The sequence below is a fragment of the Pseudomonas sp. S3_B08 genome (assembly GCF_054667725.1).
The window spans coordinates 5,515,958-5,542,296 of record NZ_CP162750.1 but is presented as its reverse complement, the minus strand read 5'-3'; the positions used below and the strand labels follow the sequence as shown (position 1 = coordinate 5,542,296).

Sequence of the window (26,339 nt, the reverse complement as noted above, 5' to 3'; positions counted from 1 at the left end):
TCCTGAAGACGCATAGCTTCGGGGGGATGCGGGCTGAAGGCAAGCAGCGCAGATGATCTATTGTGGGAGCGAGCCTGCTCGCGAAAGCGATGGATCATCCAGACCGGATTTGCCTGACACGCCCCCTTCGCGAGCAGGCTCGCTCCCACACATGATCCGGGCAAACCTTCTATCATGCAGGGAACTCGGCCGCCCTCGGCGTGGCCCAAGGCTCAGCTCTTTCATCAGGGATGCACACATGCGTGTAGAAAGCTTTTTCGAATGGCTCGGCCAGGCACTCGGTTCGATCATCCGCTTTATCGTCGACGGCCTCAGTGGCCTGTTCAATATGCTCAGCAACGCCGGCGGCAACTTTGTCGACGGCCTGGCGCAAACGCTGGGGATGGACACCTCGATCATCAGCATCATCGCCCTGATCGTAGGCCTGATGCTGCTGTGGTCGGCGATCCGGGCATTCATGAACGCGTCGATCATTGCCGGGATCATCTGGTTGTTGCTGGGGTTGTGGTTGTTGAGCTGGATTATTCACTAGCGCTTCAAAAGCCCCTCACCCCAGCCCTCTCCCAGAGGGAGAGGGAGCTGACCGCGTTGCTTTGAAATTCTCCGCCGACCTGGAATATCGAGTCGAACTCACGCTTGAGAGCGACTAAGATCGGCTCCCTCTCCCATTCCCGGAGAGAGAGGGAGCTGACCGCGTTGCTTTGAAATTCTCCACCGACCTGCAATATCGAGTCGAACTCACGCTTGAGAGCGACGAAGATCGGCCCCCTCTCCCTCTGGGAGAGGGCTGGGGTGAGGGTGTTTCTGCCGCTACAATCCCCGCTCCCCCAAGGAGCCTGCATGTCCTCACTGATTACCGACTGGCGCGACCGCCCGACTCACCGCAAGGTCTGGGCGCTCGCCGCGCCGATGATTCTTTCCAATATTTCCGTGCCGCTGGTGGCGCTGGTCGACAGCACTGTCATCGGTCACTTGCCCCATGCCCATCAATTGGGCGCGGTGGCGGTCGGCGCCAGTCTGTACACGTTTCTTGCCTGGGCGATGGGTTTTCTGCGCATGGGCACCACCGGATTTGCCGCCCAGGCTGCCGGGCGCAGCGATGGCGCGGCGTTGCGGCAGATTCTCTTGCAGGGTCTGTTGCTGGCACTGGGCTTGGCCGTCGTGCTCGGCGGCCTCGGCGTGCCGCTCAGCGGCGTCGCTCTGCACTTCATGCAGCCGTCGGCGGAGCTGGAGCAACTGACCCGGGAGTTTTTCCACACGCGCCTGTTTGGCCTGCCCGCCGCGCTGGCGACGTATGCGCTGGTCGGCTGGTTCCTCGGCACGCAGAACGCCCGAGCGCCGCTGGCGATTCTGCTGAGCACCAACCTGATCAACATCGTGCTCAACCTGTGGTTTGTGATTGGCCTGGACTGGGGCGTGGTCGGCTCGGCGCGGGCTTCGGTAATCGCCGAATGGAGCGGCGCCCTGCTCGGCCTGTGGCTGACGCGCACGGCATTGCGCGCCTATCCGGGGCAGATCATCTGGTCGGCGCTGAGAGTCTGGCAGAGCTGGCGGCCCCTGCTGGCTGTCAACCGTGACATTTTCATCCGCAGCCTCGCCCTGCAATCGGTGTTCTTCCTGATCACCGTGCAGGGCGCACGGCTCGGCGATGCGACCGTAGCGGCCAACGCGCTGCTGCTCAACGGCCTGCTGCTGACGGCCCACGCACTGGATGGCCTGGCCCACGCAGTCGAAGCCTTGTGCGGCCATGCCATTGGCGCGCGGGATCGCCTGGCATTGCGTCGATCGCTGGTGGTTGCCGGCGGCTGGTCGCTGATTGCCAGCCTCGGGTTTGCCGTGCTGTTTCTGCTGGCCGGGCACCTGTTCATCGAGATGCAGACCGATATTCAGAGCGTGCGCGAGACGGCGTTCGTCTACCTGCCCTACCTCGCAGTGCTGCCGTTGATTGCGGTATGGAGTTACCTGCTCGACGGCCTGTTCATCGGCGCTACCCGCGCGCGGGAAATGCGCAACGGCATGCTGCTGACGGTGTTGTTGCTCCTGCCGTTCGCCTGGTTCTTGCAAGCGCTGGGCAATCACGGCCTGTGGATATCTTTTCTGCTGTTCATGGTCTTGCGCAGCGTGACCCTTGGCGCGCAAGCCCTGTGGCTGAAACGCAGCGATGGCTGGTTCAGCGGCAAGGCTCACTGACGGACAGTCAGCCCGCGCCCCACTGCCGACGCAGAAAGTCGAGCCGTTCCGGCTGCGTCAATCCGGCCGGCGGCACAACCAGCACGGCGCGCGGATTGAGCAGGCGCAGCCACAGCCAGCCATCCAGCACAGCACGATCGCTGAAACCCAGCGCCAGACCTTGTTGCACATGCACAGCGATCGTCTGGTAATCAACGCTCAGAGACTGGCACCAGCGCCAGATGTGCTGCTCCAGCAGACAGGTTTGCAAGCGTTCGCGCTGGCGCCGGGTCAGGCTTTCTTCGATGCCCAAAGGTTCGACGAGCAGGCCGGGATTGCGCAGCTGTTGCCAGCCCTGACTGCCGATGGCGCGGTCGGCCCAGGTGCCGCCAAACCAGCGCAACTGGCGGATTGGCCCGAGCCAGCGACTCAGTTGCGCGGCGTCGCAGGCGTCGAAGAAATAGCTGGCGGTCTGACGGTTGTAATAGCTGAGCAAGGCCCGGTGATTCAAACCGAACGAGACGGTAAGCATGCGCTGCAAGTGGCTGAGCAGCTGCTGCGCCGGTATCTCGCAGCTCAGCAACAGGCCACGCCAGGTGTCCGGATCGCGCAGGCACAAGGCGGTCAATGCCGGACTCTCGCGCAAGTCGACGAGGACCGGACCGTGCTCACTGACCGGCTGAAATTCGGTGCCGTCAAACAATCGGTGACGCTGCACATCGGCAAAGCCCTGGCGCAAGGTCAGCAGGGCGCGTGCCGCGTCCGGGGTATCGAGCAACAGCCATTGCGCCATGGGCTCAAGCGCCGCGCCGCTCATCGTGCGCTGCTCTGATCGAGCGCGGTGAGCAGCCGGCAACTGCACACGGACTCGGCGCAGTGGTTGAAGCTGCCACCGCCCGGCATCAGGCACAGCAGCAGCAACGGCTCGCCAGACTGCAACAGTTGCTGCAACCCATCGCTCACCAGCAGTTCTGGGAGCGATACCGGATCATCGTCCTCGACCGCAGCCTCTGGCAACACTGAGGGCTGGAGCACGCCACTGACCACCGGCTGATCGGGATCGCCCTCAAGAAAACTCACCACCACTTCCACACCATCAGCGAGTGCCGCCGAGGGCAGCTCGTTCAAGTCAGGCGCGAGGGGCAGCCAGCAATGACTTGGCGAAGCCCCTTCGCCCTGATAGAGCCAGTCGAATTGCACCGCCACCGGCCGCGAGCAATCCGGCTGCGGCTCATCGACGGTGACCACCCAGGCTCGCTGCAGGCTGTGCATGCGCTGCTTGGACTGCGCAGCGGCGGGCGCACAGACGGGTACCCGCGCGGCCGCGAACAGGCGATTGCAATAGGGCGGTTCGAGAGACTGATCGGCACGGTGCTCGATGCGGGTCAGCAACCATGGGCGGTTGCATTCGATGAAAGGATGGTCGTCCAGGGGCAACCACTGACCGCTGCGCAAGGCGGGCAGATCGCTGTGGCCTTCGGCACTGGGGCCTCGCTGGCTGGCCTGCGAGTCTTCGTGCAGTTGCCATTGGCGGACGGCTGGAGCGACGCCACGCTGGTCATGCTCGCCCTGATAGGGCGCGACGTCTGCATGGGGCATTCGCGTCGGATCGTCGCCGAACACCAGGCAGTGCCTGTCGCGGTGATGCTCGAAGTAATAGTGAATGCGCGCCTCTGCGCACAGGCGCTGGAGCAGTTGCAGATCGGATTCGCGGTATTGCGTGCAGAAGGTGCGGGTCGGGTAGTCGCTATGCAGGTCAAAACGTCGTTGCAAGCCGACGATGCCATGCTCGCGCAGAACCTGTTCGATGATCTGCGGCACGCAGCGGCCACTGAAGATGCGCTGACTCAAACGCAGGTCGAGGCAGTCGAGCCTCGGCCCGAGACGCACTCGACACAAACGCAAGCCATGGCCATGCTCGTGCTGGACAAGGCTGTGCAATTGCCCGTGCACACCCTGGCCGGGCGAGCCGAAGCACAGGAACGCAGAACGATGCAGCAGGCTGGCAAGATCCAGATGCGGATCGTCGATCACCACATCGATCTCGAAGGCAAAGGGTTCGCTGAGCGCTTCCCTTCCGGTAAAGGCGAGAACTTCGAAGGGGTCGGACAGGCCCGCTACATCGAGACGAAACGACGGCTCGTTGACTGGATCGAACATGGGCGGATCTCTACAGGAGGGGCGGCCGGGGATTCTCGCCGAGAGGCATGGCCGAGTAGAGAGGCGAAGTACAACTTAGGAAATGACCTACGCGAAAAGCAGACCAGATGAGTTTGCTGACCGTGATCGCACAGGTTTTCGTGAAAAAATCAGGAGATGTCCCACCGGGTTATCCGAATTTTCCACAGCTTGCGGAAAAAAATCGGACAACCCGGGCGGAACGCTATCGGGTCTCAGGAAGACAGATAGGAGGAGCGCGTCAGGCCCAGACGCAAGGCATCGAGGAACTGCGTGCGCTCGCTGGCACTGATGCGGGCACTGGCGCACTTGTCGCGGTAGTGCGTCATCAGTTCTTCCGGCGACAAGTGCACGTAACGCAGCATGTCTTCGATGGTGTCGTGGGTCTCGATACCAGCGTGGTACACGCTGCCATCGGCGTTCTGGTAGATGTTCACCGAATCGGTGTCACCGAACAGGTTGTGCATGTCGCCGAGGATTTCCTGATAGGCGCCGACCAGGAACACGCCCAGCAGGTAATCTTCGCCTTCATTCAACGCGTGCACCGGCAGGCTGGTTTCGATGCTCTGCTCGTCGACGTACTGGTTGATCTTGCCATCGGAGTCGCAGGTCAGATCCTGCAGCACCGCGCGGCGCAGCGGCTCTTCGTCGAGGCGATGCAGCGGGATGATCGGCAACACCTGATCGATCGCCCAGGTGTCCGGCAGGCTCTGGAACACCGAGAAGTTGCAGATGTACTTGTCGGCCAGCTTGTCGTTGAGTTCGTCGAGCACCTGGCGGTGCGAACGCTGACGCGCTTTCAGCGAGTTGTGCAGGCGACGGCACACGGCGAAGTAGCACTGCTCGGCGAGGGCTTTTTCCGCCAGGGTCAGCTTGCCGTCGGCATACTGCGCGGCGACGTCGCTCATGTAGTGGGTGGCGCGCCAGTAAGTTTCGGTGACCATTTCGATGTCGGTCGGGCCGAGCAGATCGACCAGCCACTGCACGGTTTCCGGCAGGCTTTCCTTGTTTTCGATCAGCGGGATTTCGTCGTTGTGTTTCTCGACGTCGGTGACCTGCACAACCAGCATTGCGTGGTGCGCGGTCAGCGAACGGCCACTCTCGGAGAAGATGTGCGGATGCGGCAGGCTCTGCGCGTCGCAGAATTCCTTGAGCATGCCGACCACCACACCGGCGTAATCGTCCATGTCGTAGTTGATCGAACTGGCGTTGCGCGAATGCGTGCCGTCATAGTCGACACCGAGGCCGCCGCCGACGTCGATGTGATCGACCGGCAGACCGAGGTTGCGCAATTCGCCGTAATAACGGATCGCTTCCTTGAAGCCGTGCTGGTAGTCAGCGAGGTTGGCAATCTGCGAACCCATGTGGAAGTGCAGCAGGCGGATGCCCTGATCCAGACCGGCGCCACGGAAGCGCTCGACCACCGACAGCAGTTGCGCCGCCGACAGACCGAATTTGGATTTTTCGCCACCGGTGTCCGCCCATTTCGACGAGGCCAGCGACGACAGGCGCACGCGCAGACCCACCTGCGGCTTGACCTTCAGCGAGGCGGCTTCTTCGATCACCAGGCCGACTTCGGATTCTTTCTCGATGACGATGAACACGTTGTGGCCGAGCTTCTGGCCCATCAGCGCCAGACGGATGAACTCGCGGTCCTTGTAACCGTTGCAGACGATGGTGCCACCCTTCGGCGCCAGCGCCAGCACGGCCAGCAGCTCAGGCTTGGAGCCGGCTTCCAGACCGATGGAAACGTTCTGGGTGGCGATGATGTTCTCGATCACCGCTTCTTGCTGGTTGACCTTGATCGGGTACAGCGCAGTGTATTTGCTCTGGTATTCCAGGCGCTCGATGTTGGAATCGAAAGCACCGGTCAACTGACGGACACGGTCTTGCAGGATGTCGGGGAACCGCACCAGCAGCGGCAAGGACAAACCGCTCTTGCGCAGTTGGTCGACTTGCTCGAACAGATCGATAGGCGAGCTGCTCGGGCCGTTCGGACGTACTTCGACGCGACCGGCTTCATTGATCGCGAAATACCCGGCCCCCCAATGGCGAATCCCGTAAACGCTGCGGCTGTCCGCAACTGTCCATTGGCTGCCATCGTCTTTACGTGTGCGTCGTACGGACATCGAAGTCCCCTATAAAGAAGTCAGAGTGCGTCGCCTGAAGTGCAGGCCGGCGCAGTCTAAAGAATGAAAATGACGGTTCGTCAGTGCGGCGGTAGACCGCACTGACTGCGTGGAGTTTAGAAACCGGTCATGAACAGGCTCTGTGAAAACCATGGCGACGACGCCGGATCCGAGAACACTCGAAGCCGGATCAAGCCGCCGGAGGGTTTCACAGAGGCTGCTAGCCGCCGGATTTCTTCGCTTTGAAACCGTGCTTGATCAGCTCTGCCAAGAGTAGCTCGACGTGATCGCCCTGGATTTCGATGATGCCGTCCTTCAACGCCCCGCCGGTGCCACAACGTTTCTTCAACGTCGTCGCCAGCTCCTTGAGCGCGTCTTCGGCCAAGGGCACGCCGGTGATGGTGGTCACCGTCTTGCCGCCACGGCCCTTGCTTTCGCGACGCACGCGGGCAATGCCGTCACCGGCCGGGATCACGGTTTGTTTGCAGATACAGGCGTCCACCGGCTTGCTGCATTCCGGGCAATGACGACCTGCGTCGGTGGAAAATACCAGGCCGCCCAGGGCGGCGAAGGATGCGGCTTTCTTGGCCACCGGCAATCCTCTCGGGAGGACAAAGACTGATCGCAACCTTGGGCAAGGTCAGCGACCGCGAAGCCCCACTCAGGCAGGGGCAGCGCTACTGCATCGATGCTTTTTGGGAAGCGCTCGGTGCAGCTTGAAAAGGTCGCGCAGTGTAACGGCAAAAATCGCGATTGCTAAGTGCCAATCGGCGCCAATTCATGTGTTCTTTGCGACGTTGCTTTGCTGCGCCTTGAGATAGCGCTTCAGCGCGGCCAGAGAGTCCGGGCAATAAGGCTTTTCGCTGATTTCGCGCATGACCTGTTCGACGGGGATGAATCGCGCTTCGAGGACTTCTTCCGGCTGCAGTTTCAGCGGCCCGTCCCACACGGCGGAAAACGCCGAACACCACAGGCGGTTGCCGGTGTCTTCGAAGTAGAAGTGATCGTGAGCGGTGAGTTCGACGCCGCTGACGCCCAACTCTTCTTCCAGCTCGCGCGCCGCCGACTCGGCATAACTTTCGTCGGCCTGGACCATGCCGCCTGCGGCAACATCCCAGTAACCGGGATAAATCGCCTTGCTCAACGTGCGCCGGTGCACGCACAGCTCACCGGCGGAGTTGAACAGCATGATGTAAGTGCCACGGCCAATCAGCCCGCGCTCACGCAAATCGGAGCGCACCAGAGCGCCGAGCAGGTTGTCCTGCTCGTCGACCCAGGCGATCTGTTCAGCGTCCGAGGCGGCGCGATGGGCCGCCTCTCTTGTAGTCTGGCTCACGTATCAGCCCTGATTGAGCAGTTGACGCAAATCGATCACCGCAGCGTTGGCCCGGGAAATATAGTTGGCCATGACCAGCGAGTGGTTGGCCAACACGCCGAAACCGCTGCCGTTGAGAATCATCGGGCTCCACACCGGCTCTTGCGAAGCCTCCAGCTCACGGATGATCTGGCGCACGCTGACGGTGGCGTTCTTCTTCGCCAGCACATCGGCGAAGTCGACTTCGATGGCGCGCAGCAGATGCGACAGCGCCCAGGCCTGACCGCGTGCTTCGTAGAACACGTTGTCGATTTGCATCCACGGGGTTTCCACGACTTCTTCGTCAACCTGCGGCACTTCGCCGACCGCCGGAACTTCGGTCTTCAGCGCAGTATTGAGCTTGACCCGGCCGACACTGGCCGACAGGCGTTGCGACAACGAACCGAGACGGGTGCCGACATCGCCCAGCCAGTTGTTGAGGTTGTCGGCGCGGGCGTAGAACAGCGCGTTTTTCTGATTCGGATCCGACAAGCGCGACTGATAACGGCTCAGGGAGTTGATGCCTTCCTGGTATTCCGACTCGCTGGACGGCAGCACCCAGCTCTTGTTGTCGAAGTTGAAGCGCGGTTCGGCCTTGGCCAGATCGGCGTCTTCGGCGGACTGCGATTGCGAACGGGCAAAATCCTTGCGCAGGGCGCGGGTCAGGTCACGCACCTGCACCAGCACGCCGTATTCCCAGCTCGGCGTGTTGTCCATCCACAGACCCGGCGGGAAACGGTCATTGGAAATGTAACCGCCCGGCTTGTTGAGCAAGGTGCCGGCAACGGTCTTCAGGGTCTCGACCGTGGTGTAGCCGACCACCATTTGCTTGCCTTCTTTCTCGGCAGCGACCTGGGCGTTCTGCGCCACCGGAAACAGTTCCGGCTCCTGGCTCCAGTACCAGCCCAGCGCGATGGTGACCAGCAAATACAGACCGATTACTGTGGCCAGCGCCCGGCTGAACAGCAGCCCGCCGATATAGCTGCGGGTGGCCGACTTGGGCTCGGCGGCACGTTCAGGCGCGCTGCCCGCGCGGTTTTTCCAGTCCAGCATGGCGATATCCTTTCAATCACTTGGGTTCAACGGTTCGACCACAACCATACAACAACGTGCCAAGGCCTAGCACCCGCTATCGCGGCACTGGCGCAAAACAAGCGAAGGACGTCGCGAACGAAAGGATAGACGCAGCTTTCAGACGTTGAAGATGCGCAGCGAAAGCTGCCGCACTTGGTCGTCGGTAAACAGATGTGCAATGCCTTGGGCGTCAGTTCGGCGCTGACTGGGTATTCCATCAATCGTGGCGATGTAGGCCTGCGCAGGCAAAGGCTCACCAGTCACACTGTCGACCAGACGAAAGATTCGCGCGGTGCGGGTTGGCTGCTCGGGAGGGTTGTTCATAAGCTCGAGCACGGCCTGTTGGAACACCGCTTCGGCGCCCTGCCAGTAGCCATAGTCGGCTTCGGCTTTGATCAGGCACCATTCACCCTGTTTGATCTGCGCCAGGACTTCGCTGTCCAGATTGATCATCAAACCGGCCCGCAGTTGATCCAGACCTTCGAGCGGTTGGCGCATGCTCAACAGACTGCTGACGTGCTCCAGCGCCTCTTCCACGCAACAGACATGCTGGCGCTCGTGGTCGGTCAGGCTCAGCTCACGGACCAGCCTCATCGAAGTCCCTCGCCTTGCCACTCGTCCGAACCCATCGTCCGGCTGATTTCGTGGCGCCAGTAGATGCGCCGGTAGCTGAAGTGGACTTTCTCCAGTTGCGTAAGGTGCGACGTGCCGCTGTCGAGACAGTGCGGCATCAATAGTTCGCTGCCGACGACCAACGCATCCTCCAGCTCCACCGTGTAGAAGTGCTCCTGCACGCCGCTGGCCGACGTGCGATAAAACTCCACGCGGCATTCGCTCAGCAACTCGCCGCTGGACAGCGCCATATTCAGCAAGGGCGAAGCCTTGTCGAGGGTTTTGGTGATGATCAAGGGCCTGTGCATCCGCCGCCCGGCGCCCTGATCCTTGGGTATGTACATGCCATGACTGAGGGCCTGAACCATGATCTTGTCTTCGCGCCCGCTCTGGTAGGTATTGCCCACCGAGGCTTCAGTGAAAGCGCCGGCGGTGATCAGGCCCTGGCGGCTGCCGTGGATGGTCATGAAGGCTGGGATGGGCATGGAATGGCTCCTTTTTCGGGTAGGGGTGGGAGGAAGTGATGGGATTCGAGGCGGCGATCTTCGATTTCGTCGAAAGGAATCCAGGGTTTCGCCACGGCGAGAGTGATGAGGTAGCGCTCCTGATCGAGATGTCTGGAATCTCTGAAGCGTCCTAGAATCAGCATTGCCTGGTATTTGTCGCCGGCCTGCCAAAATGACCGCCCAGAAAGCACTCCTTGTCTGACGTATGCGCGCCAATCGGGGGTGTCCGTAATTGTCGGGTCGCCCTGCGTACCCATCGGTTTCCAGCCTTTTGCGCACCATTGGCTCTGCAGATCGGTAACAACCTTCATGGCGTCCTCAATCAGCAGAGGTTCGATTTGCGGAGACATGCGGATGCTCACGGTCAGATTATTGACGAACGTCACGGTGAAAAACCGAGCCAGCGGCGTCTCGAACCCGTACTGCGGATCAACGAAGCGCAGACGTGCATCCGTCTTCGGAATGCCACCGGAAACAGTCTTGCTGCCGCGATCCCACACACTGAACGGAGCGGTTGAATGTGCCTCCATGTACTCGTAGGTTTCGCCGATCCTCAAGGTAATGACTGGATCATTCCATAGCGGCTGCATCAATTGCCGCAAGGCGGCCAGTGCAGCAGCCACACAAACAATCATCCACACCCAGCGACGTCGGCTGATTTGCCGAAGGCGCAAGCTCATCAGCCCTCCTCCCTGAGCGCAATCTCGCGGATTGACTGCGCCAACAACGCCTTGTTGCTGTCGTTGAGCAACAGATCAAAACGACTTGCCGCCCGCAGCACAAACTTCATTCGCTGGTCGATATCGGACAAATCCGCCAGCGGGCTGCTATCAAAATCAATGGTCCGGCCATCATCGACACGCTGGCATTGGCTGGTCAGCGTCAGCTCGATGGCCTGAGCGACGCCGGAAGGGAAGTTGGTGACATAAGAAAAATGATTGCCGCGCAAAAGCGCAACCAGGTGGCTGTTTTCGTAAATGGTCGGCTGGAGAATATTTTGCTGCTCGTGCCACGCCAAATGCTTCACGCTTTCGGCGATTTTCCCAGCCTCTATTGCTTCAAAGGCCACCTCTATCTCGGGATATGCATCCCCGAACCTGAGGGTGTCTTGCCCGACCGGCCAAAGCACCGGCCACTTCGCATGCCCTTGAATCTTCTCCCGGTCGCGAAGACATTTCTTCAACTCCGCCAATCCCCGCACCGCATAAAACTGATGCAACGGATAAACATCCAGAAACAGCGTGGTATTGCCCATCGCCATCATTTCGTAGACATGCCGGAACTGTTGCTCGGCCACCGACAGCTCTTCACCTGGCACCCGGGCATCCATGACAGACAGCGGATTACGCGCCTGAGCCTGTTGATATTCACGCAGGTCTTCGGCCTGTCCCGGCATTTTTTCCGGCGTGAGCAATCCGGATTCGCGTCGGCTGTCTCGCAGCCGCTGCCGCGCTTCGTATTCCTCGCGGATGCGTTCGATACTCTGTGCCGCATGCAGCAAGCCACAGCCGACCTGCTTGGAGGCAAACGCCGCCAGGCCCGCCCATTGAAAACGTGAGTCGTGCAACCACAACCGGGCATAAGCCGCGTTGATCGCTCGGTTGCGCGCGACCGGATCGGCAATCAGCACGCCGTTCGGGGCGACAATTGCCTCGGCGGCGCGCTGATAGCGCCGCCAGAGGCATTGGCAGGTCAGCACTGGCACCTCTGTCACCTGCACCCGCTCGCCGTACAACAGCTCTTCGTCGCAAGCGCAGTCGTCGATGGGCCTGATGTTGTGATTGAGGCGCTGGGCATCACTGGCGAGTTCGGTGAAACATTGGCTCATGATGGAAGGGCGGCAGCTAGGGGAATCCCTGAACCGTACCAGCCAATCTGGCCGGTGAAAGCGCGTAGAAGAAAAATCAGAAAGCGCTGTCAGACGCCGCCTATCAAGACCGGTGAAATGTCGACAGCGCTGGCCGGATTGCTCGCAAAATCCCAGCATGCGGGCACTTGGTCGAAATCAGAGGTAAAAACAAAACCACCCGGTCAGAAACTGAATCGTGTCGTCCAGCAGATTATTGACGTACGACACTCGTCTAAGGGAAAAGAGGTGCTAGCATAGAGCCACCAGTCGATCTCAGCATGCACCCTAACTAGTAGTCAGGATATGACCGAGCCAGAAGACCCCAGCCGTGAGCGTCTCAAGCACCACTTTGCCCAGCGGGTAATTCATCAGGCACGTCAGATTCTTGAGATATGGCAGCGCCTGCAACGCAGTGAGTGGTCCACCGTCGATCTTGCCGAACTGAGCGAGGCGAATCTGCGTCTGCTGCGTTTTGCCGAGCGCTTCGAACAGCCGGAACACACTCAGTTGGCGCATCACATCAGCCAGTCGCTGCAAGCGGTGGATGCCAATCGTGGACGCCTCAGCAGCGGCCTGATCACCGATCTCAATCGTTTGATGCAGCGCCTGTCGCGCACTGGCCTGCGCCATGGCGATCAGCTCGACCAGACGTTCCTGCCGCCGCTGCGCAAGCCGATCTACGTGATGTTGCAGGATCACGACCGCGCTGAACGCCTGGCCAAGCAACTGGAATTTTTCGGCTTGAGCGCGCAGGCACTGGACAGCGTGGCCGCGTTTCGTTCGTCGATGGTCGAGCGCTTGCCCGCGGCGATTGTCATGGACGTGGATTTCAGTGGCCCCGGCATCGGCCTGAAACTCGCCGCCGAAGCTCAGGTCGGCCTCGAAGAACCCCTGCCGCTGCTGTTCTTCAGCCTGCACGAAACCGACACCCCGACCCGCCTAGCCGCCGTGCGCGCCGGTGGCCGGGAATTCCTCACCGGCACGCTCGAAGCATCGAGCCTGCTGGAAAAAATCGAAGTGCTGACCTGCGTCGCCCAGTACGAGCCTTATAAAGTGCTGATCATCGACGACTCGCGCGCCCAGGCCCTGCACACCGAGCGTCTGCTCAACAGTGCCGGGATTGTCACCCGCACCCTGATCGAACCGATTCAGGCAATGGCCGAGCTGGCGGATTTCCAGCCGGACCTGATCATCCTCGACATGTACATGCCGGCCTGCACCGGCACCGAGCTGGCGAAGGTCATTCGTCACAACGACCGCTATGTCAGCGTGCCGATCATTTACCTGTCGGCCGAGGACGATCTGGACAAGCAGCTCGACGCCATGAGCGAGGGCGGCGATGACTTCCTGACCAAGCCGATCAAACCGCGACACCTGATCACCACTGTGCGCAACCGCGCCGCGCGGGCACGCAATCTGAAAGCACGGATGGTTCGCGACAGCCTCACCGGCCTGTACAACCACACGCACATCCTGCAATTGCTCGAAGACTGCTCGTTCCGCGCGCGCCGCGAAAACAAACCGCTGAGCTTTGCCATGCTCGACATCGATCACTTCAAGCGGGTCAACGACAGCCACGGCCACCCGATGGGCGACCGGGTGATCAAGAGCCTCGCGCTGTTTCTCAAGCAGCGGTTGCGCAAGACCGATTTCATTGGCCGATACGGCGGCGAAGAGTTCGCCATCGTCATGCCCGACACCGATATCGACGCGGCGCACAAAGTCCTCGACGAGATTCGCCAGCGCTTCGCCGAGATTCATTACCCGGCGCAGCCGCAGGACCTCTGGTGCACGTTCAGCGCCGGCGTAGTAGAAATGTGCGATGACTCCGACAGCCTGATGATGGCCAGCCAGGCCGATGAGGCGCTGTATCGCGCCAAGGGTGCAGGACGCAATCGGGTGCAGACCGCGCGCCAGTCAAAGCAAAGTGCCACTTTTTCATCGGAATCCACTGATTCGGTCATAACCTTGTAATAGAACCGCAATAAATTCAGGCGCTTACCATTCCTGCCGTTGGTAGCCGTCATGCGCCTGAAGTTGCTCACCAATCTCAACACTCTGCTGCTGGTCGCCGTCTGCGTGGCCCTTGGCGCCACGCTGTGGTGGTCGCAAAAAGCCCTCGAACGCCCCTATCTGTTGATGGAGCGTTACCTGGGGCTGTCGCAACAATTTCAGAATGAAGTGGCGCGCAACGTCGAGGATTATCTGGCCAGCGGTGACGCGCTGCGCCTGAGCAGCGCCGCCCAGGCTATCGACAGCGTGCAAAAGCAACTGGGTGACCTGCCCCCGGCGCTGGCCGACACGGTACGGCCAAGCCTGTCGAGCCTCGATGAATTCAGCAAAACCGACCTGCTCGCCGCCGGCAAACTGGCTGGCGATCCGCAGGCGCTGCTGTTGCAGGCCGAACGCGAACTCAGCGCCAGCCTCGACCAGCTCAATACCTACGCCAATGGCAACGCCGCCTACCTCGCGCCACTGCTTGCCGCATCGCAGCATCTGGGCAGACTGTCGCTGGCGCGGGACAAACTGGTCAGCAGCGGGCGCAGTGAACTGGCTGCCGATGTCGAGCGTGAAGTGAGCAACATGCGCGCTCAGGCCGAGGCCATCGATGCCCTGCCCTTGCTCGGGGTGGTCACCAGCAACGAATCGAGCAGTGACGATTTCGCCGCGCTGATGGGCATCGAAACCACTGATAAAGCCGCCGCCGAAGATGCCGGTGTCGGCCTCAAACGCGAACTCAACAGCTTGCTCGGCCGCTATCCGGCGGAACTGGCGCGCACCCGCGAGCAGATCCAGAAACGCGCCGAGCTCAGCGCCGCGACTCACGAAAAAATCGCCAGCGTGCAACACGCCATCGCCGGCCTCGAACCGGTGGTACGCGCGCAACATGGGCAGATCCAGGGCGAAGTGCGGCTGATGCAAGGCGTGATGATCGGCCTGATTCTGCTGATCGCCCTGCTCATCGATACCTTGCAGCGGCGCCTGGCCCGCACCCTGACCAACCTCGCCCCAGCGCTGTCGACCTGGGCCGAGGGCGATTTCAGTCGCGACATCCAACTGGGCAAGACCAATCGCGAATTGCACGACATCGAAGCCTCGCTCAACCGCCTGCGCGCCTATCTGGTGGATCTGGTCGGCACCATTCGCGGCAACGCCGAACAAGTCGCGGGCAGCAGCCGCACCCTTGCGGAACTGAGCAATGACCTGCACAGCGGCGCCGAGCATCAGGCCGGCGATACCGCGCTGATTCGCGACTCGCTGGGGGAACTTGAGGCGACCATTCAGCAAGTGGCCGGCGATGCCCGTCAGGCTGCCGACGCCAGTCGTCATGCCGGTCTCGCCGTCGAGCATGGGCAGGCTGTAATCGGCCAGAGCCTGACCGGACTGCATGCGCTGGTCGGTGAGGTTCAAGGCAATGCGCAGATGATCGAACATCTGGCAGAAGAATCAGCAACCATCGGCGGCGTGCTGACAGTGATTCGTTCGATTGCTGACCAGACCAATCTGCTCGCCCTGAACGCCGCGATCGAGGCGGCCCGCGCTGGAGAGATGGGCCGTGGTTTTGCCGTGGTCGCCGAAGAGGTGCGCTCGCTGGCACAACGCACCGCCGGGGCCACAGCAGAAATCCAGACGCTGATAGCCGGCCTGCAGACCGCCGCGCGACAATCGGTCGAAGGCATGCGCGCGCAGGTCGAACACGCCGAAGCCACGGCCAGTCAGGCGCAAGCGGCAGACGGTGCACTGGACAAAATCGTCGGTGCGATCCAGACCATCGCCGACACCGCCGTGCGCATCGCCGATGTCACCGCGCAGCAAAGTGGCGCGGTCAGCGAGATCCGCGATCACAGCGAGCGCATTCATCAATTGGGTGGGGATAACCTGCTGCGCATCGGCCAAGGGCGCGAACAGGGCGAGAATTTGTTGGTTCTCGGCGGCCAACTGCATACAGCCGTTCAGGCCTTCCGCGTCTGACGTACCACCTTCGCGAGCAGGCTCGCTCCCACATTGGAATGCATACCCCTGTGGGAGCGAGCCTGCTCGCGAAGGCGCCAGCCCAGTCACTACAAATGACCGGATCCTGATCCTCGGTCACAAATTTCGCGCAAACATCGCCCATCGTGCCGCCTATTGCATGGAACTGGACAGTCACAAAGGCTTTGCGGCATAGTCGCCGGGTTCTGACGACTGCTCATTGATAACAAGGACAACGCAGATGGCGACGCTACTGGTGCTGCACGGCCCCAACCTGAACCTGCTCGGCACCCGGGAACCGGGGACCTACGGGTCGACGACCCTGGCGCAGATCAATCAGGATCTGGAGCGGCGCGCCCGTGAAGCCGGCCATCATCTGCTGCACCTGCAAAGCAACGCCGAGTACGAATTGATCGATCGCATCCACGCTGCACGCGGTGAAGGCGTGGACTTCATTCTGATCAATCCGGCGGCTTTTACGCACACAAGTGTCGCATTACGTGACGCGCTGCTGGGAGTGAGCATCCCATTCATCGAAGTGCATTTGTCCAACGTGCACAAGCGCGAACCTTTCCGCCATCACTCCTACTTCTCCGATGTAGCGGTAGGAGTGATCTGCGGCCTTGGCGCCAGCGGTTACCGACTGGCCCTGGAGGCCGCACTAGAGCAGCTTGAACACCAAGCTATACGCCCCTGACCGACCCTTGGGAGTTGATGATTCATGGATATCCGTAAAGTTAAGAAACTGATCGAATTGCTGGAAGAGTCCGGCATCGACGAGCTCGAGATCAAGGAAGGCGAAGAGTCCGTACGCATCAGCCGTCACAGCAAGACCCCGGCGCAGCAGTACTACGCGCCAGCCCCGATGCAGGCTCCGGCCGCTGCCCCTGCTGCCGCGCCAGTCGCTGCCGCTGCTCCGGCTGCCGCTGCTGCACCCGCGCTGAACGGCACCGTTGCCCGTTCGCCGATGGTCGGCACCTTCTACCGTAAATCTTCGCCAACCTCGCCTGCCTTCGTTGAAGTCGGCCAGACCGTGAAGAAAGGCGACACCCTGTGCATCGTCGAAGCCATGAAGATGATGAACCACATCGAAGCTGAAACCAGCGGTGTGATCGAATCCATCCTCGTCGAAGACGGCCAGCCGGTTGAGTACGACCAACCGCTGTTCACCATCGTTTGAACCGCGGAGAGCCTTTGATGACTGCGAAGTTGGAAAAAGTTCTGATCGCTAACCGCGGTGAGATCGCCCTGCGGATTCTGCGTGCCTGCAAAGAGATGGGCATCAAGACCGTCGCCGTTTACTCCAAGGCCGACAAAGAGCTGATGCACCTGGGTCTGGCAGACGAATCCGTCTGCATCGGCCCGGCGTCCGCCGCTCAGTCTTACCTGCACATTCCGGCCATCATCGCTGCCGCTGAAGTGACCGGCGCTACCGCCATTCACCCAGGCTACGGTTTCCTCGCGGAAAACGCCGATTTTGCCGAGCAGGTCGAGAACTCCGGCTTCGCCTTCATCGGCCCGAAAGCCGACACCATCCGCCTGATGGGCGACAAGGTATCGGCCAAGCACGCGATGATCGAAGCCGGCGTACCGACCGTTCCTGGCTCTGACGGCCCGCTGCCGGAAGACGAAGAAACGGCACTGCGCATCGGTCGCGAAGTCGGCTACCCGGTGATCATCAAGGCCGCCGGTGGCGGTGGTGGTCGCGGCATGCGCGTGGTGCACAAGGAAGAAGACCTGATCGCCTCGGCGAAACTGACCCGCTCCGAAGCAGGCGCGGCGTTCGGCAACCCGATGGTCTATCTGGAAAAATTCCTCACCAACCCGCGCCACGTCGAAGTGCAGGTACTGTCCGACGGCCAGGGCCACGCCATCCACCTGGGCGACCGCGACTGCTCGCTGCAGCGTCGTCACCAGAAGGTTCTCGAAGAAGCACCGGCACCGGGCATCGACGAGAAAGCGCGCCAGGAAGTATTGGCTCGCTGCGTCAAGGCGTGCATCGACATCGGCTACCGTGGCGCCGGTACTTTCGAGTTCCTCTACGAGAACGGTCGTTTCTACTTCATCGAAATGAACACCCGTGTTCAGGTGGAGCACCCGGTTTCGGAGATGGTCACCGGTATCGACATCGTCAAGGAGATGCTCAGCATCGCCGCTGGCAACAAGCTGTCGTTCACTCAGGATGACGTGGTCATCCGCGGTCACTCGCTGGAGTGCCGGATCAACGCTGAAGATCCGAAGACCTTCATGCCGAGCCCGGGCACGGTCAAGCATTTCCACGCCCCAGGTGGCAACGGCGTTCGCGTCGATTCGCACCTGTACAGCGGTTATGCCGTGCCACCGAACTACGACTCGCTGATCGGCAAGCTGATCACTTACGGCGCAACCCGCGACGAAGCCATGGCACGCATGCGCAATGCCCTGGACGAAATCGTGGTCGACGGGATCAAGACCAACATCCCGCTGCACCGTGATCTGGTTCGTGACGAAGGCTTCTGCAAGGGCGGTGTGAACATTCACTACCTCGAGCACAAGCTGGCCAAACAGTCGTAAGGCTGAAGCGGCATGAAAAACCCGATCCCTGCGGATCGGGTTTTTTTATGCCTGCAACAAACCCATCAGACCATCACTGTGGAGAAGGCCTGCTGCTCGACCATTGTGGCAGATGCCCCCAGGCCAGCCTCATCGACCACCGCTCCTGCTGCGTTTTCATGTAACGGTCTGCGGGTGAACCGCCTCGTAAAGTTTCGGGCACGTATCGAGAGCCCGTCCGTGGCATAACTCGATCTGGCGATAAGCGGGTTGTACAGCCTGCCAATCTGACCAGCGGAATGCTTGAACACTCTCGAGACTCCATTGTTCAGATTCAGCACCACGCCATAGCTGTTGCCCAGGCACGACGAGTATGACCAGTAATCCCAGGTCGGCTGCAGGCCCTGTTCGCGCAACACGCGCCTGACCGGACCGCCGATGTCGGCGCCCGCCGACAGCCAGTCGCCACCCACCAGCGTGGCGCGAATGTTCTGCGGTGTTCCCCCCAGACGCTCCAGCACCTGCGTGACACTTCGCTCGATCAGCGGGCGAATATTGTGATCGAAATGAATGACCGCCCCCACTCTCGTCGTCGGGTTATACAGCGAGGCGATGACGCAACTCTGCGCATTCAGGGAAAACAGGTAGTTATCTGGCGATCCCGGACGAAAATGCGCCACCACGGCCTCGCCCTGCAGCGCGCCGCGGTTCAGCACGGGCTCGACACCTCCAGGAAAAGCATCATTCAAATTGTTCACGCGCCCAAGGTTGCGCACGTCGCCTCCTGTGAGTCCGACCCTGGCATGTGTCCACTTGCCCCCCGGAGCAAGCTGAATCGGTTGCTGATAGATGGCGGTCGGGCGACGGGCATCGACCAGGCTCAGGCCACCGAAATGCGGATTTTCCCTGACCAGAAAATACTTGCCTCTGTTGCGAATGTAATAGGCCGGTTGCGGCTGTGCAGCGCTGGGCGGGCTGCGCCAGGTGCCGAAAAAGACGCCTTCTTCGCTCACCCTTTGCAAATGTTCGGGCGTCTTGCTGACGGCCTGCCTGGCATGAAAGCGTACCTCCCGGATCGCCGGCAGCGCGTCCCTGCGTAGCGGAGCCACGGTATTCAGACGCTCTGACAACAACGAGACCGGCCTCATCGTGTGCTTCAGACTTCTGGCCGCACCGCCCAGCCACTTGATCGCACTGCCTGCGCCGACCATGGCAAACAGCGCCCCCCACGACGCCTCCAGCCAGTGACCGAGAGCGCCATCGATGTCGCCCTCCAGATGCGCAGCGACCGCCTGACCAGCGCTGACGGCAATGAACACGACATCGAGCAGCAAGGCAAACGGAGGGAACACCATGCAAAACGGTGCGGCTGCAAACATCAGCCCCTTGACCACTTGGCGTTCGATCATTTGCGCGCGGCTGGTGGTGATGTCCTGCACATCCGTGACCGCGCGCTCGATGTACGCGTTGAACTCGCTGCGCGCGTCAATCAGGCGCTGCGCTTCGTACAGCGTATCGACGCGTTGTTTTTTGGCCGCAATCGCATACAGGGTGCGCGACACGATGCTGCGCGCAGCAACCGGCGTACGCGCCATCAAGTAGTCATGCAAAGCGCCGGCGATGTCGCCGAACAGTGACTGATACGCACGCACCACAATTCCGTCGGGGGCATCAGGCGTGTACAGCCACCAGGACGGCTCGGGGTCGAACGAGGTCAGCACATACACCCCGAGCACGACGTGATGGCGCACGGTGAACCTGAACACGCCGTCACTTTCAACCATGCTGGCGCCCGGAAAATGCGTACCCGGTGCTGGCACCTCGCTCAACAGAGAGACCTGACGGACCAGCGCTGAATACACCGCGTCGCTCAATCGCGCCTGACTTCTGGCAACGCGTAAATCCCGGTCCATCTTTGACAGCAGCACGTTGCGGTAGGCAAAGCGACGCGGTTCGTAGGCAGCATCACGCGGGTCGAGATATTTGCCACGGATCTCGCTGGCGTATTTTTCACCCAGCCACGCCCGGCGCAGATACAGCGCCAGATCGGCGCTGCGCACCTGGCTCAGATCCTGGCCAACCGACGATCGCACGCCTTTTTTCGGATGTTCGATGCCGGAGTTGTCATCGTAGCCGTGAATGGCCAGGTCGAGCAGCGTGGCAACCTGCTGCTTCCTGCGGTCGGCGACACCGGGGTTGTAATCGATCAACACGGTGGCCGGATCGACCGGTTCCAGCACGTTCTTGCTGCGCATATAGGGCGTGATCGCTGCGGCAACCGAGCGCCTGGCGAAATCGACAAAAACCTCGAAACCGCCCAGCAGCTCGTTGAACACCTGCTGATGAACGATCAGTTCCTGATTCAGACTGCTGATGCGCCGGCGAGCCTCGAGCGCGAGCGTCGTGTACCAGCGCAGCGAGTTGTCCTGCTCGACCCGCTGCAGGTTGTTTGCCAGGGCCATTTTTGCAGCGGCTTCGACGCACTCGTCGAACGGCAAGGGCGTTCGTCGAAGGTCACTCTGCATGCCCCAGAGAGCAGGACTGGCCGCCGCAGCCACAAGATAATCACGTGCCGGGTGATGTGCCGTCGGCGAAAGCTGCTGCAACAGATACTCGCGACCGGATTCGCTCTGCGTCCAGCTCCATACTTCGCCGGTCAACGCCGCAATCGAAGGCAACCGGACCCACTCCTGACCGTCCGGTTTGTTGGGCGCGTACAGCACCAGGTTATTCACCGCTTGCTCAGTCTCTGCCTGGTAGAACACCAGAAGATCGGCGCATTGCATGCCGTTGGGCAGCGTCAATGCGGCCACTTGCAACGGTTTCATTGCCGCTTGCCCAGACCACATCTGCTCCAGACGCTCATGGTCGGAATCCGCCAGATGAGCTGCGCAGCGCGCGACGAATGCGCTCTGCCTGAGCCGTACGGTGAACCAGTCGATGAGTGCCTTTTGCACGTCGGTGCGCTGGTACTGCTCGGCGAGGGCGCGCAGGTAGTCCGCCGGATAATCCTGTTCCGCCAGCATGTCGGCAATGAATGCCGGCTTGAGTGACTGGTTGCGCAATGGCGCAGGACTGCTGATCTCCAATACCGCTGCGAAGTCCTGACCGATCGGCCCGCATGCCAGCAGGTCACTGAGGCTGCGATTGTGGGTCGGCTCACCGACCGCCGAGCGCCATCTGAGCCGCACGTCGATCCGGTCTGGTTCAACCGCCATGTCGAGCTTGAGCTGAATGTATTCGATGGCCTGCTGGCGGGCAAAGTCGCGCAACGAGCCGTGGCCCTGCAGCAGGTCATCGAGAGCTGCCTGCGCCAGTGACGTCTGCTCCTGATAATCGCGCAACAAGGCGCGATCCGGCTCCTTCAGCGCCTTCATCCATGACGGCAGTTGCGCGAAGGAATGCGCCTCGAGAATCTTTTTCTCTGCGCCGGTTGCCAGGGCGGTCAACCGGTATCGACGCGTGCTGCGGGCCTGAAGCCGGTCGATTTTGCTGCGCAATTGATCCAGTGTCAGGCCCGCCAGTTGGTCACGGCGCAACAGCAACTCGATGTCCTTGATATAGCGCCGCAGCTTGCGCTTGATCAGGCGATCAAACAGCGCTTCCTGCCCTTTTGTCGCCCAATGTTCTCGCAGGTATTTTTTGTACTGGTCGAGGAAGTGCAGCGAAACGCTATCCACCGTCCGGATCACATGCTCATGACGGCTGGACGGTAAACCGGTGTCAGCGCCCCCCGGCCAGCGAAATGGCGCGTCCTGGAGCGCCAGGAACATGACTGGCCGGCCGTCGATAAGCTTTTGCAGAATGGCGTCAAGCAGCGCAACTACAAAGCCCGGGGCGAAATGGCCGTCCGGGTAATGCCTGCGCAGTTCAGTCAAAGCGAAATGCTCCAGCGCCTCGAGCAACGTCATCTGGCCGTTCAAGCGCTTGTCGATCATCACCTGCCAGCGCTTGATGCGCAGCAGGATCTCCTGCACCGACCCCGTAGACGCAGCGGCTATCGGTGGTTTTTCTTCTACAGTCCCTTGTTGATCCGCCATGTCGTCCAGCCTTTTGTTGCGTAGAGATGAGCGCTCACTCTATTTGCCGACAAAAGTGCTCAGGCCATACATATGTATATCGCGGCCGCGAATGTGTAACAGCCAAGCGGTGTGTCCACTTTGCCGGCGACCTGGCGTAAACTGCGCGCTTTTGCAGCTTCGGGCTGCCCCACAGATTTTCAAAGGTGCCCGCCATGCCTTGGCTGCAAGTCCGTCTCGCCATCACCCCGGAACAAGCCGAAACCTACGAGGACGCATTCCTCGAAGTCGGCGCCGTGTCGGTGACTTTCATGGACGCCGAAGACCAGCCGATCTTCGAACCGGAACTCAACACCACGCCGCTGTGGTCGCACACCCACTTGCTGGCGCTGTTCGAAGGCGGTACCGAACCGGAGCCGGTTCTGGCCCATCTGGAATTGCTGACCGGCAGCCCGTTGCCCGAACATCACAGCGAAGTCATCGAAGACCAGGACTGGGAACGCAGCTGGATGGACGGTTTCGAGCCGATGCGTTTCGGCCAGCGTCTGTGGATCGTGCCGAGCTGGCACGCCGCGCCCGAGCCTGGCGCGGTCAACCTGCTGCTGGACCCGGGCCTGGCGTTCGGCACCGGCACCCACCCGACCACCGCACTGTGCCTGGAATGGCTCGACGGTCAGGATCTGAAAGACTGCCACGTGCTCGACTTCGGCTGCGGCTCGGGGATTCTGGCGATTGCCGCCCTGCTGCTCGGCGCCAAACAAGCTGTGGGCACCGACATCGACGTACAGGCACTGGAAGCCTCGCGCGACAACGCTGGGCGCAACAATATTGCCGATGAGCTGTTCCCGCTGTACCTGCCCGAGGATCTGCCGCAGGTTCCGGCCGACGTACTGGTCGCCAACATTCTCGCCGGCCCGCTGGTATCGCTGGCGCCGCAGCTGTCCAGCCTGGTCAAGAGCGGTGGGCGCCTGGCGCTGTCGGGCATTCTCGCCGAGCAGGGCGAAGAAGTAGCGGCAGCTTATGCGCAGGACTTCGAACTCGACCCGATCGCCAATCGCGATGGCTGGGTGCGCATCACCGGGCGTCGGCGCTAAAATGACCGCTTGCCTGAACCGGATCGCCGCATGACCGACAGTTTCGTCACCCAATGCCCGCATTGCCAGACCAGTTTCCGCGTCAACCATGCTCAATTGAGCGTGGCGCGCGGGGTGGTTCGTTGCGGCTCCTGCCTGCAAGTGTTCAATGCCGCCAAGCAGCTGCTCGAACAACATTCCGGCAAGGACACGGTGACGCCGGTCGCACCAGGGCTGCCTGAAGCGCCCGCGCCTGTCAGCGATTCTGCGGTCGTCGAACAGATCCCCGCACCGCGCGCCATCAGCCAGAAGCAATGGAGCGCGTCGGAACTGGATCTGGACAGCCTCGATCTGGACGAAGAACTCGCCCGCCTCGAACAGCGCGAAATCCAGCCGGCCGCCGAATTCGGCCGTACCCGCGAAGAATCCTTGAGCGCCCGACGCGACAGCCCGGAGCCGGACGAAGGCACATGGCCCGACAGCCTGTTCAGCGAGCCTGCGGATGAGCGCAGCGTAGCGCCGGATATCGAACCGGATATCGACGGCATCGAAACCCTCGAACCCGAGCGCACCGAACCTTCGCTGTCGCTGGAGCCGGTGGATCTGGATGACGAGCCGCCGATCCCGCAACTGCGCCTGCACGATCCGATCGATCCCAACGCCCGCCGCGAACGCCTGTCAGCCAGCGACGACAACGATGACGACGATCTGCCATTGATCACTTCGCCGCGCAAAAAACGCGAACGGGCCGAGCCCGGCGTGCGCGCCGAGGTCCTGCAGGATCTGACCGACGACCCGCTGCAACTGGACTGGCAGCAGCGCCGCTCGCCCTGGGCCGGCGCCTGCTCTGGCTGGTGCTGGTGGTGTTGGCGGCCGGCGGCCTTGCCGCCCAGTACATCGCCTATCACTTCGAGGAACTGGCGCGGCAGGATCAATACCGACCGTGGTTCCAGCAGATCTGCCCGCAGATCGGCTGCACGGTGCCGTCGAAAGTCGATATCGGCAAAATCAAGAGCAGCAACCTGGTGGTGCGCAGCCATCCCGATTTCAGCGGGGCGCTGGTGGTCGACGCGATCATTTACAACCGGGCGACGTTTTCCCAGCCGTTTCCCTTGCTCGAACTGCGTTTTGCCGACCTCAACGGTCACCTGATCGCCAGTCGTCGCTTCAAACCCGGCGAGTATCTGAGCGGCGATCTCGAAGGCCTCGCGGAAATGCCGCCGCAGACGCCGATCCACATCGCCCTGGATATTCTCGATCCGGGGCCGAAAGCGGTGAATTACAGCCTGAACTTCCACTCACCGGAGTGAACCGCTTCAGCGTTTCTCGATTGACGGCATTTTTCTGACTGGATCGCGGCCAACCAAACCGTTGGCGATAACAGAATAACTGTTCAGATTTTGTTCAATTCAGCCTTTAACCAGTCATCGAGAGCGGGTATCATGCCCACCCTTTTTCGAACTCTCATGATCCGGCCCCACTTCAGGGAAGTCCTATGTCGGCGGTACGCATCGGCCCATATACATTGCAGAACGGTTTGATTCTCGCCCCGATGGCGGGCGTCACCGACCAGCCCTTTCGTCAGCTGTGCAAGCGTCTGGGCGCAGGGCTTGTAGTCTCGGAAATGGTCACCAGTGACATGAGCCTGTGGAATACCCGCAAGTCGCGCATGCGCATGATCCACGAAGGCGATCCCGAGCCGCGCTCGGTGCAGATTGCCGGTGGCGACGCGCAGATGCTGGCCGATGCGGCACGGGCCAACGTCGAACTGGGCGCGCAGATTATCGATATCAACATGGGTTGCCCGGCCAAGAAGGTCTGCAACAAGGCCGCCGGCTCCGCGTTGCTGAAAGACGAAGCACTGGTGACCGAGATCCTTCAGGCCGTAGTGGCCGCGGTTGATGTGCCGGTCACCCTGAAGATCCGCACCGGCTGGGATCGCGAAAACAAGAATGGCCTGAACGTGGCGAAGATCGCCGAACAGGCCGGGATCACTGCGCTGGCCGTGCATGGCCGTACGCGCGCCGATCTGTACACAGGGGAAGCCGAGTACGACACGATTGCCGCGATCAAGCAGGCCGTGTCGATCCCGGTGTTTGCCAATGGCGATATCGATTCGCCGGAAAAGGCCCGATACGTGCTTGATGCGACCGGTGCCGATGGCCTGCTGATAGGCCGGGCCGCTCAAGGGCGGCCATGGATTTTTCGCGAGATCGATCATTTCCTGCGTACCGGCGAGAAATTGCCGGCGCCGGAACTGAGCGAAGTGGAACGCATCCTGCTGGAGCATCTGGCTGCCCTTCACGCCTTTTATGGTGACGTGATGGGCGTGCGCATTGCCCGCAAGCATGTGGGCTGGTATCTCGCAACCTTGCCGGGCGCCAGGGAGTTTCGCGCCCGTTTCAATCGTTTGGATGGTACGGAAACACAATGCGCCGACGTTCGGGAGTTCTTCGCCGAGCGTTACAAGAGCCTGACAGGGGACGAAGAAGGGGTGGCCGCATGACGATGATGACCGAGACTTTAGTGAGTGGAACAACACCCGTGAGCGACAACGTGAATTTGAAACAGCACCTCAACACGCCGAGCGAAGAAGGCCAGACCCTTCGCGGGAGTGTCGAGAAGGCGCTGCACAATTATTTCGCCCACCTTGAGGGCGCGTCCGTCACGGATGTGTACAACCTGGTGCTGTCCGAAGTCGAGGCGCCCCTGCTCGAAAGCGTGATGAACTACGTCAAGGGCAACCAGACCAAGGCCAGTGAGCTGCTGGGACTGAACCGCGGCACGCTGCGCAAGAAACTCAAGCAGTACGATCTGCTGTAAGCATTCAATCAAACCAGAAAGGCGCCCGCGTAAAAAACGGTCGCCTTTT

20 protein-coding genes and 2 pseudogenes are annotated in these 26,339 nt (G+C 61.1%); 11 read left to right on the top strand and 11 right to left on the bottom strand.

The window, feature by feature from the left end; genetic code table 11:
• Positions 1-238: 238 nt before the first annotated feature.
• On the top strand, positions 239-532 hold the full coding sequence (locus tag AB4N73_RS24910; protein WP_073471796.1) for a hypothetical protein: 294 nt from the start codon (positions 239-241) through the stop codon (positions 530-532).
• Positions 533-840: 308 nt separating this feature from the next.
• Positions 841-2,190 (top strand): MATE family efflux transporter, encoded by a 1,350-nt coding sequence (locus AB4N73_RS24905; RefSeq protein WP_315435352.1) that lies wholly within the window; start codon positions 841-843, stop codon positions 2,188-2,190.
• Positions 2,191-2,197: 7 nt separating this feature from the next.
• Here AB4N73_RS24905 and AB4N73_RS24900 read toward each other — a convergent pair whose 3' ends face one another.
• The 10 genes from AB4N73_RS24900 to AB4N73_RS24855 form a co-directional block, all read right to left on the bottom strand.
• Complete coding sequence (locus AB4N73_RS24900; RefSeq protein WP_252868741.1) at positions 2,198-2,986, bottom strand: DUF4123 domain-containing protein; 789 nt, start codon at positions 2,984-2,986, stop codon at positions 2,198-2,200.
• Positions 2,983-4,329 (bottom strand): type VI secretion system Vgr family protein, encoded by a 1,347-nt coding sequence (locus tag AB4N73_RS24895; protein ID WP_252883114.1) that lies wholly within the window; start codon positions 4,327-4,329, stop codon positions 2,983-2,985. The genes AB4N73_RS24900 and AB4N73_RS24895 overlap by 4 nt, the downstream gene beginning before the upstream one ends.
• A gap of 233 nt (positions 4,330-4,562) precedes the next feature.
• Positions 4,563-6,476, bottom strand: a complete 1,914-nt coding sequence (gene speA / locus AB4N73_RS24890; protein WP_016771856.1) for an arginine decarboxylase — start codon at positions 6,474-6,476, stop codon at positions 4,563-4,565.
• A gap of 220 nt (positions 6,477-6,696) precedes the next feature.
• Positions 6,697-7,068: a translation initiation factor Sui1 gene (locus AB4N73_RS24885; RefSeq protein ID WP_007914613.1), complete on the bottom strand. Its 372-nt coding sequence runs from the start codon at positions 7,066-7,068 to the stop codon at positions 6,697-6,699.
• Between the two features lie 186 nt (positions 7,069-7,254).
• Entirely contained in the window at positions 7,255-7,812 is a 558-nt protein-coding gene (locus AB4N73_RS24880; RefSeq protein WP_310403768.1) for an NUDIX hydrolase, read from the bottom strand.
• A gap of 3 nt (positions 7,813-7,815) precedes the next feature.
• A complete protein-coding gene (locus tag AB4N73_RS24875) occupies positions 7,816-8,883 on the bottom strand; it encodes a DUF2333 family protein (RefSeq protein WP_236169645.1) in 1,068 nt (355 codons plus the stop codon).
• Positions 8,884-9,021: 138 nt separating this feature from the next.
• Entirely contained in the window at positions 9,022-9,498 is a 477-nt protein-coding gene (locus AB4N73_RS24870; RefSeq protein WP_122601518.1) for a hypothetical protein, read from the bottom strand.
• A complete protein-coding gene (locus tag AB4N73_RS24865; protein ID WP_150638191.1) occupies positions 9,495-10,001 on the bottom strand; it encodes an Hcp family type VI secretion system effector in 507 nt (168 codons plus the stop codon). Before AB4N73_RS24865 ends, AB4N73_RS24870 begins: the two co-directional genes overlap by 4 nt.
• A complete protein-coding gene (locus tag AB4N73_RS24860; RefSeq protein WP_177434211.1) occupies positions 9,980-10,702 on the bottom strand; it encodes a hypothetical protein in 723 nt (240 codons plus the stop codon). Before AB4N73_RS24860 ends, AB4N73_RS24865 begins: the two co-directional genes overlap by 22 nt.
• Positions 10,702-11,850 carry a DUF2515 family protein gene (locus AB4N73_RS24855; protein WP_150638335.1) on the bottom strand — a complete coding sequence of 383 codons (1,149 nt, stop codon included), beginning with the start codon at positions 11,848-11,850 and terminating at the stop codon, positions 10,702-10,704. Before AB4N73_RS24855 ends, AB4N73_RS24860 begins: the two co-directional genes overlap by 1 nt.
• Positions 11,851-12,174: 324 nt before the next feature.
• On the opposite strand from AB4N73_RS24855, the gene gcbA reads away from it, so the two are divergent.
• The 5 genes and pseudogenes from gcbA (at position 12,175) to accC (ending at position 18,396) form a co-directional block, all read left to right on the top strand.
• On the top strand, positions 12,175-13,845 hold the full coding sequence (gene gcbA, locus AB4N73_RS24850) for a diguanylate cyclase GcbA (RefSeq protein ID WP_460142676.1): 1,671 nt from the start codon (positions 12,175-12,177) through the stop codon (positions 13,843-13,845).
• A 1,461-nt stretch (positions 13,846-15,306) separates the two neighbouring features.
• Positions 15,307-15,843 (top strand): annotated as a pseudogene (locus AB4N73_RS24845) (methyl-accepting chemotaxis protein); the annotation flags it as partial.
• Between the two features lie 241 nt (positions 15,844-16,084).
• Positions 16,085-16,540 (top strand): type II 3-dehydroquinate dehydratase, encoded by a 456-nt coding sequence (aroQ, locus tag AB4N73_RS24840; protein WP_016771861.1) that lies wholly within the window; start codon positions 16,085-16,087, stop codon positions 16,538-16,540.
• Positions 16,541-16,564: 24 nt separating this feature from the next.
• Positions 16,565-17,023, top strand: coding sequence for an acetyl-CoA carboxylase biotin carboxyl carrier protein (gene accB, locus AB4N73_RS24835; protein ID WP_016771862.1), 459 nt, complete (start codon positions 16,565-16,567; stop codon positions 17,021-17,023).
• A 17-nt stretch (positions 17,024-17,040) separates the two neighbouring features.
• Entirely contained in the window at positions 17,041-18,396 is a 1,356-nt protein-coding gene (gene accC / locus AB4N73_RS24830; RefSeq protein WP_024011424.1) for an acetyl-CoA carboxylase biotin carboxylase subunit, read from the top strand.
• Positions 18,397-18,461: 65 nt separating this feature from the next.
• On the opposite strand, the gene AB4N73_RS24825 is transcribed toward accC, so the two are convergent.
• A complete protein-coding gene (locus AB4N73_RS24825) occupies positions 18,462-22,415 on the bottom strand; it encodes a type III effector 1 (RefSeq protein WP_460142675.1) in 3,954 nt (1,317 codons plus the stop codon).
• Between the two features lie 194 nt (positions 22,416-22,609).
• Here AB4N73_RS24825 and prmA point away from each other — a divergent pair, with 194 nt between their 5' ends.
• The 4 genes and pseudogenes from prmA to fis all read left to right on the top strand — a co-directional run bounded on the left by prmA (position 22,610) and on the right by fis (position 26,290).
• Positions 22,610-23,488: a 50S ribosomal protein L11 methyltransferase gene (gene prmA / locus AB4N73_RS24820; RefSeq protein ID WP_460142674.1), complete on the top strand. Its 879-nt coding sequence runs from the start codon at positions 22,610-22,612 to the stop codon at positions 23,486-23,488.
• Positions 23,489-23,518: 30 nt separating this feature from the next.
• Positions 23,519-24,777: pseudogene (locus AB4N73_RS24815) on the top strand (DUF3426 domain-containing protein).
• Positions 24,778-24,962: 185 nt separating this feature from the next.
• Positions 24,963-25,973 (top strand): tRNA dihydrouridine synthase DusB, encoded by a 1,011-nt coding sequence (gene dusB / locus AB4N73_RS24810; protein ID WP_016771866.1) that lies wholly within the window; start codon positions 24,963-24,965, stop codon positions 25,971-25,973.
• Complete coding sequence (fis, locus tag AB4N73_RS24805; protein ID WP_002555375.1) at positions 25,970-26,290, top strand: DNA-binding transcriptional regulator Fis; 321 nt, start codon at positions 25,970-25,972, stop codon at positions 26,288-26,290. Before dusB ends, fis begins: the two co-directional genes overlap by 4 nt.
• Positions 26,291-26,339 lie beyond the last annotated feature (49 nt).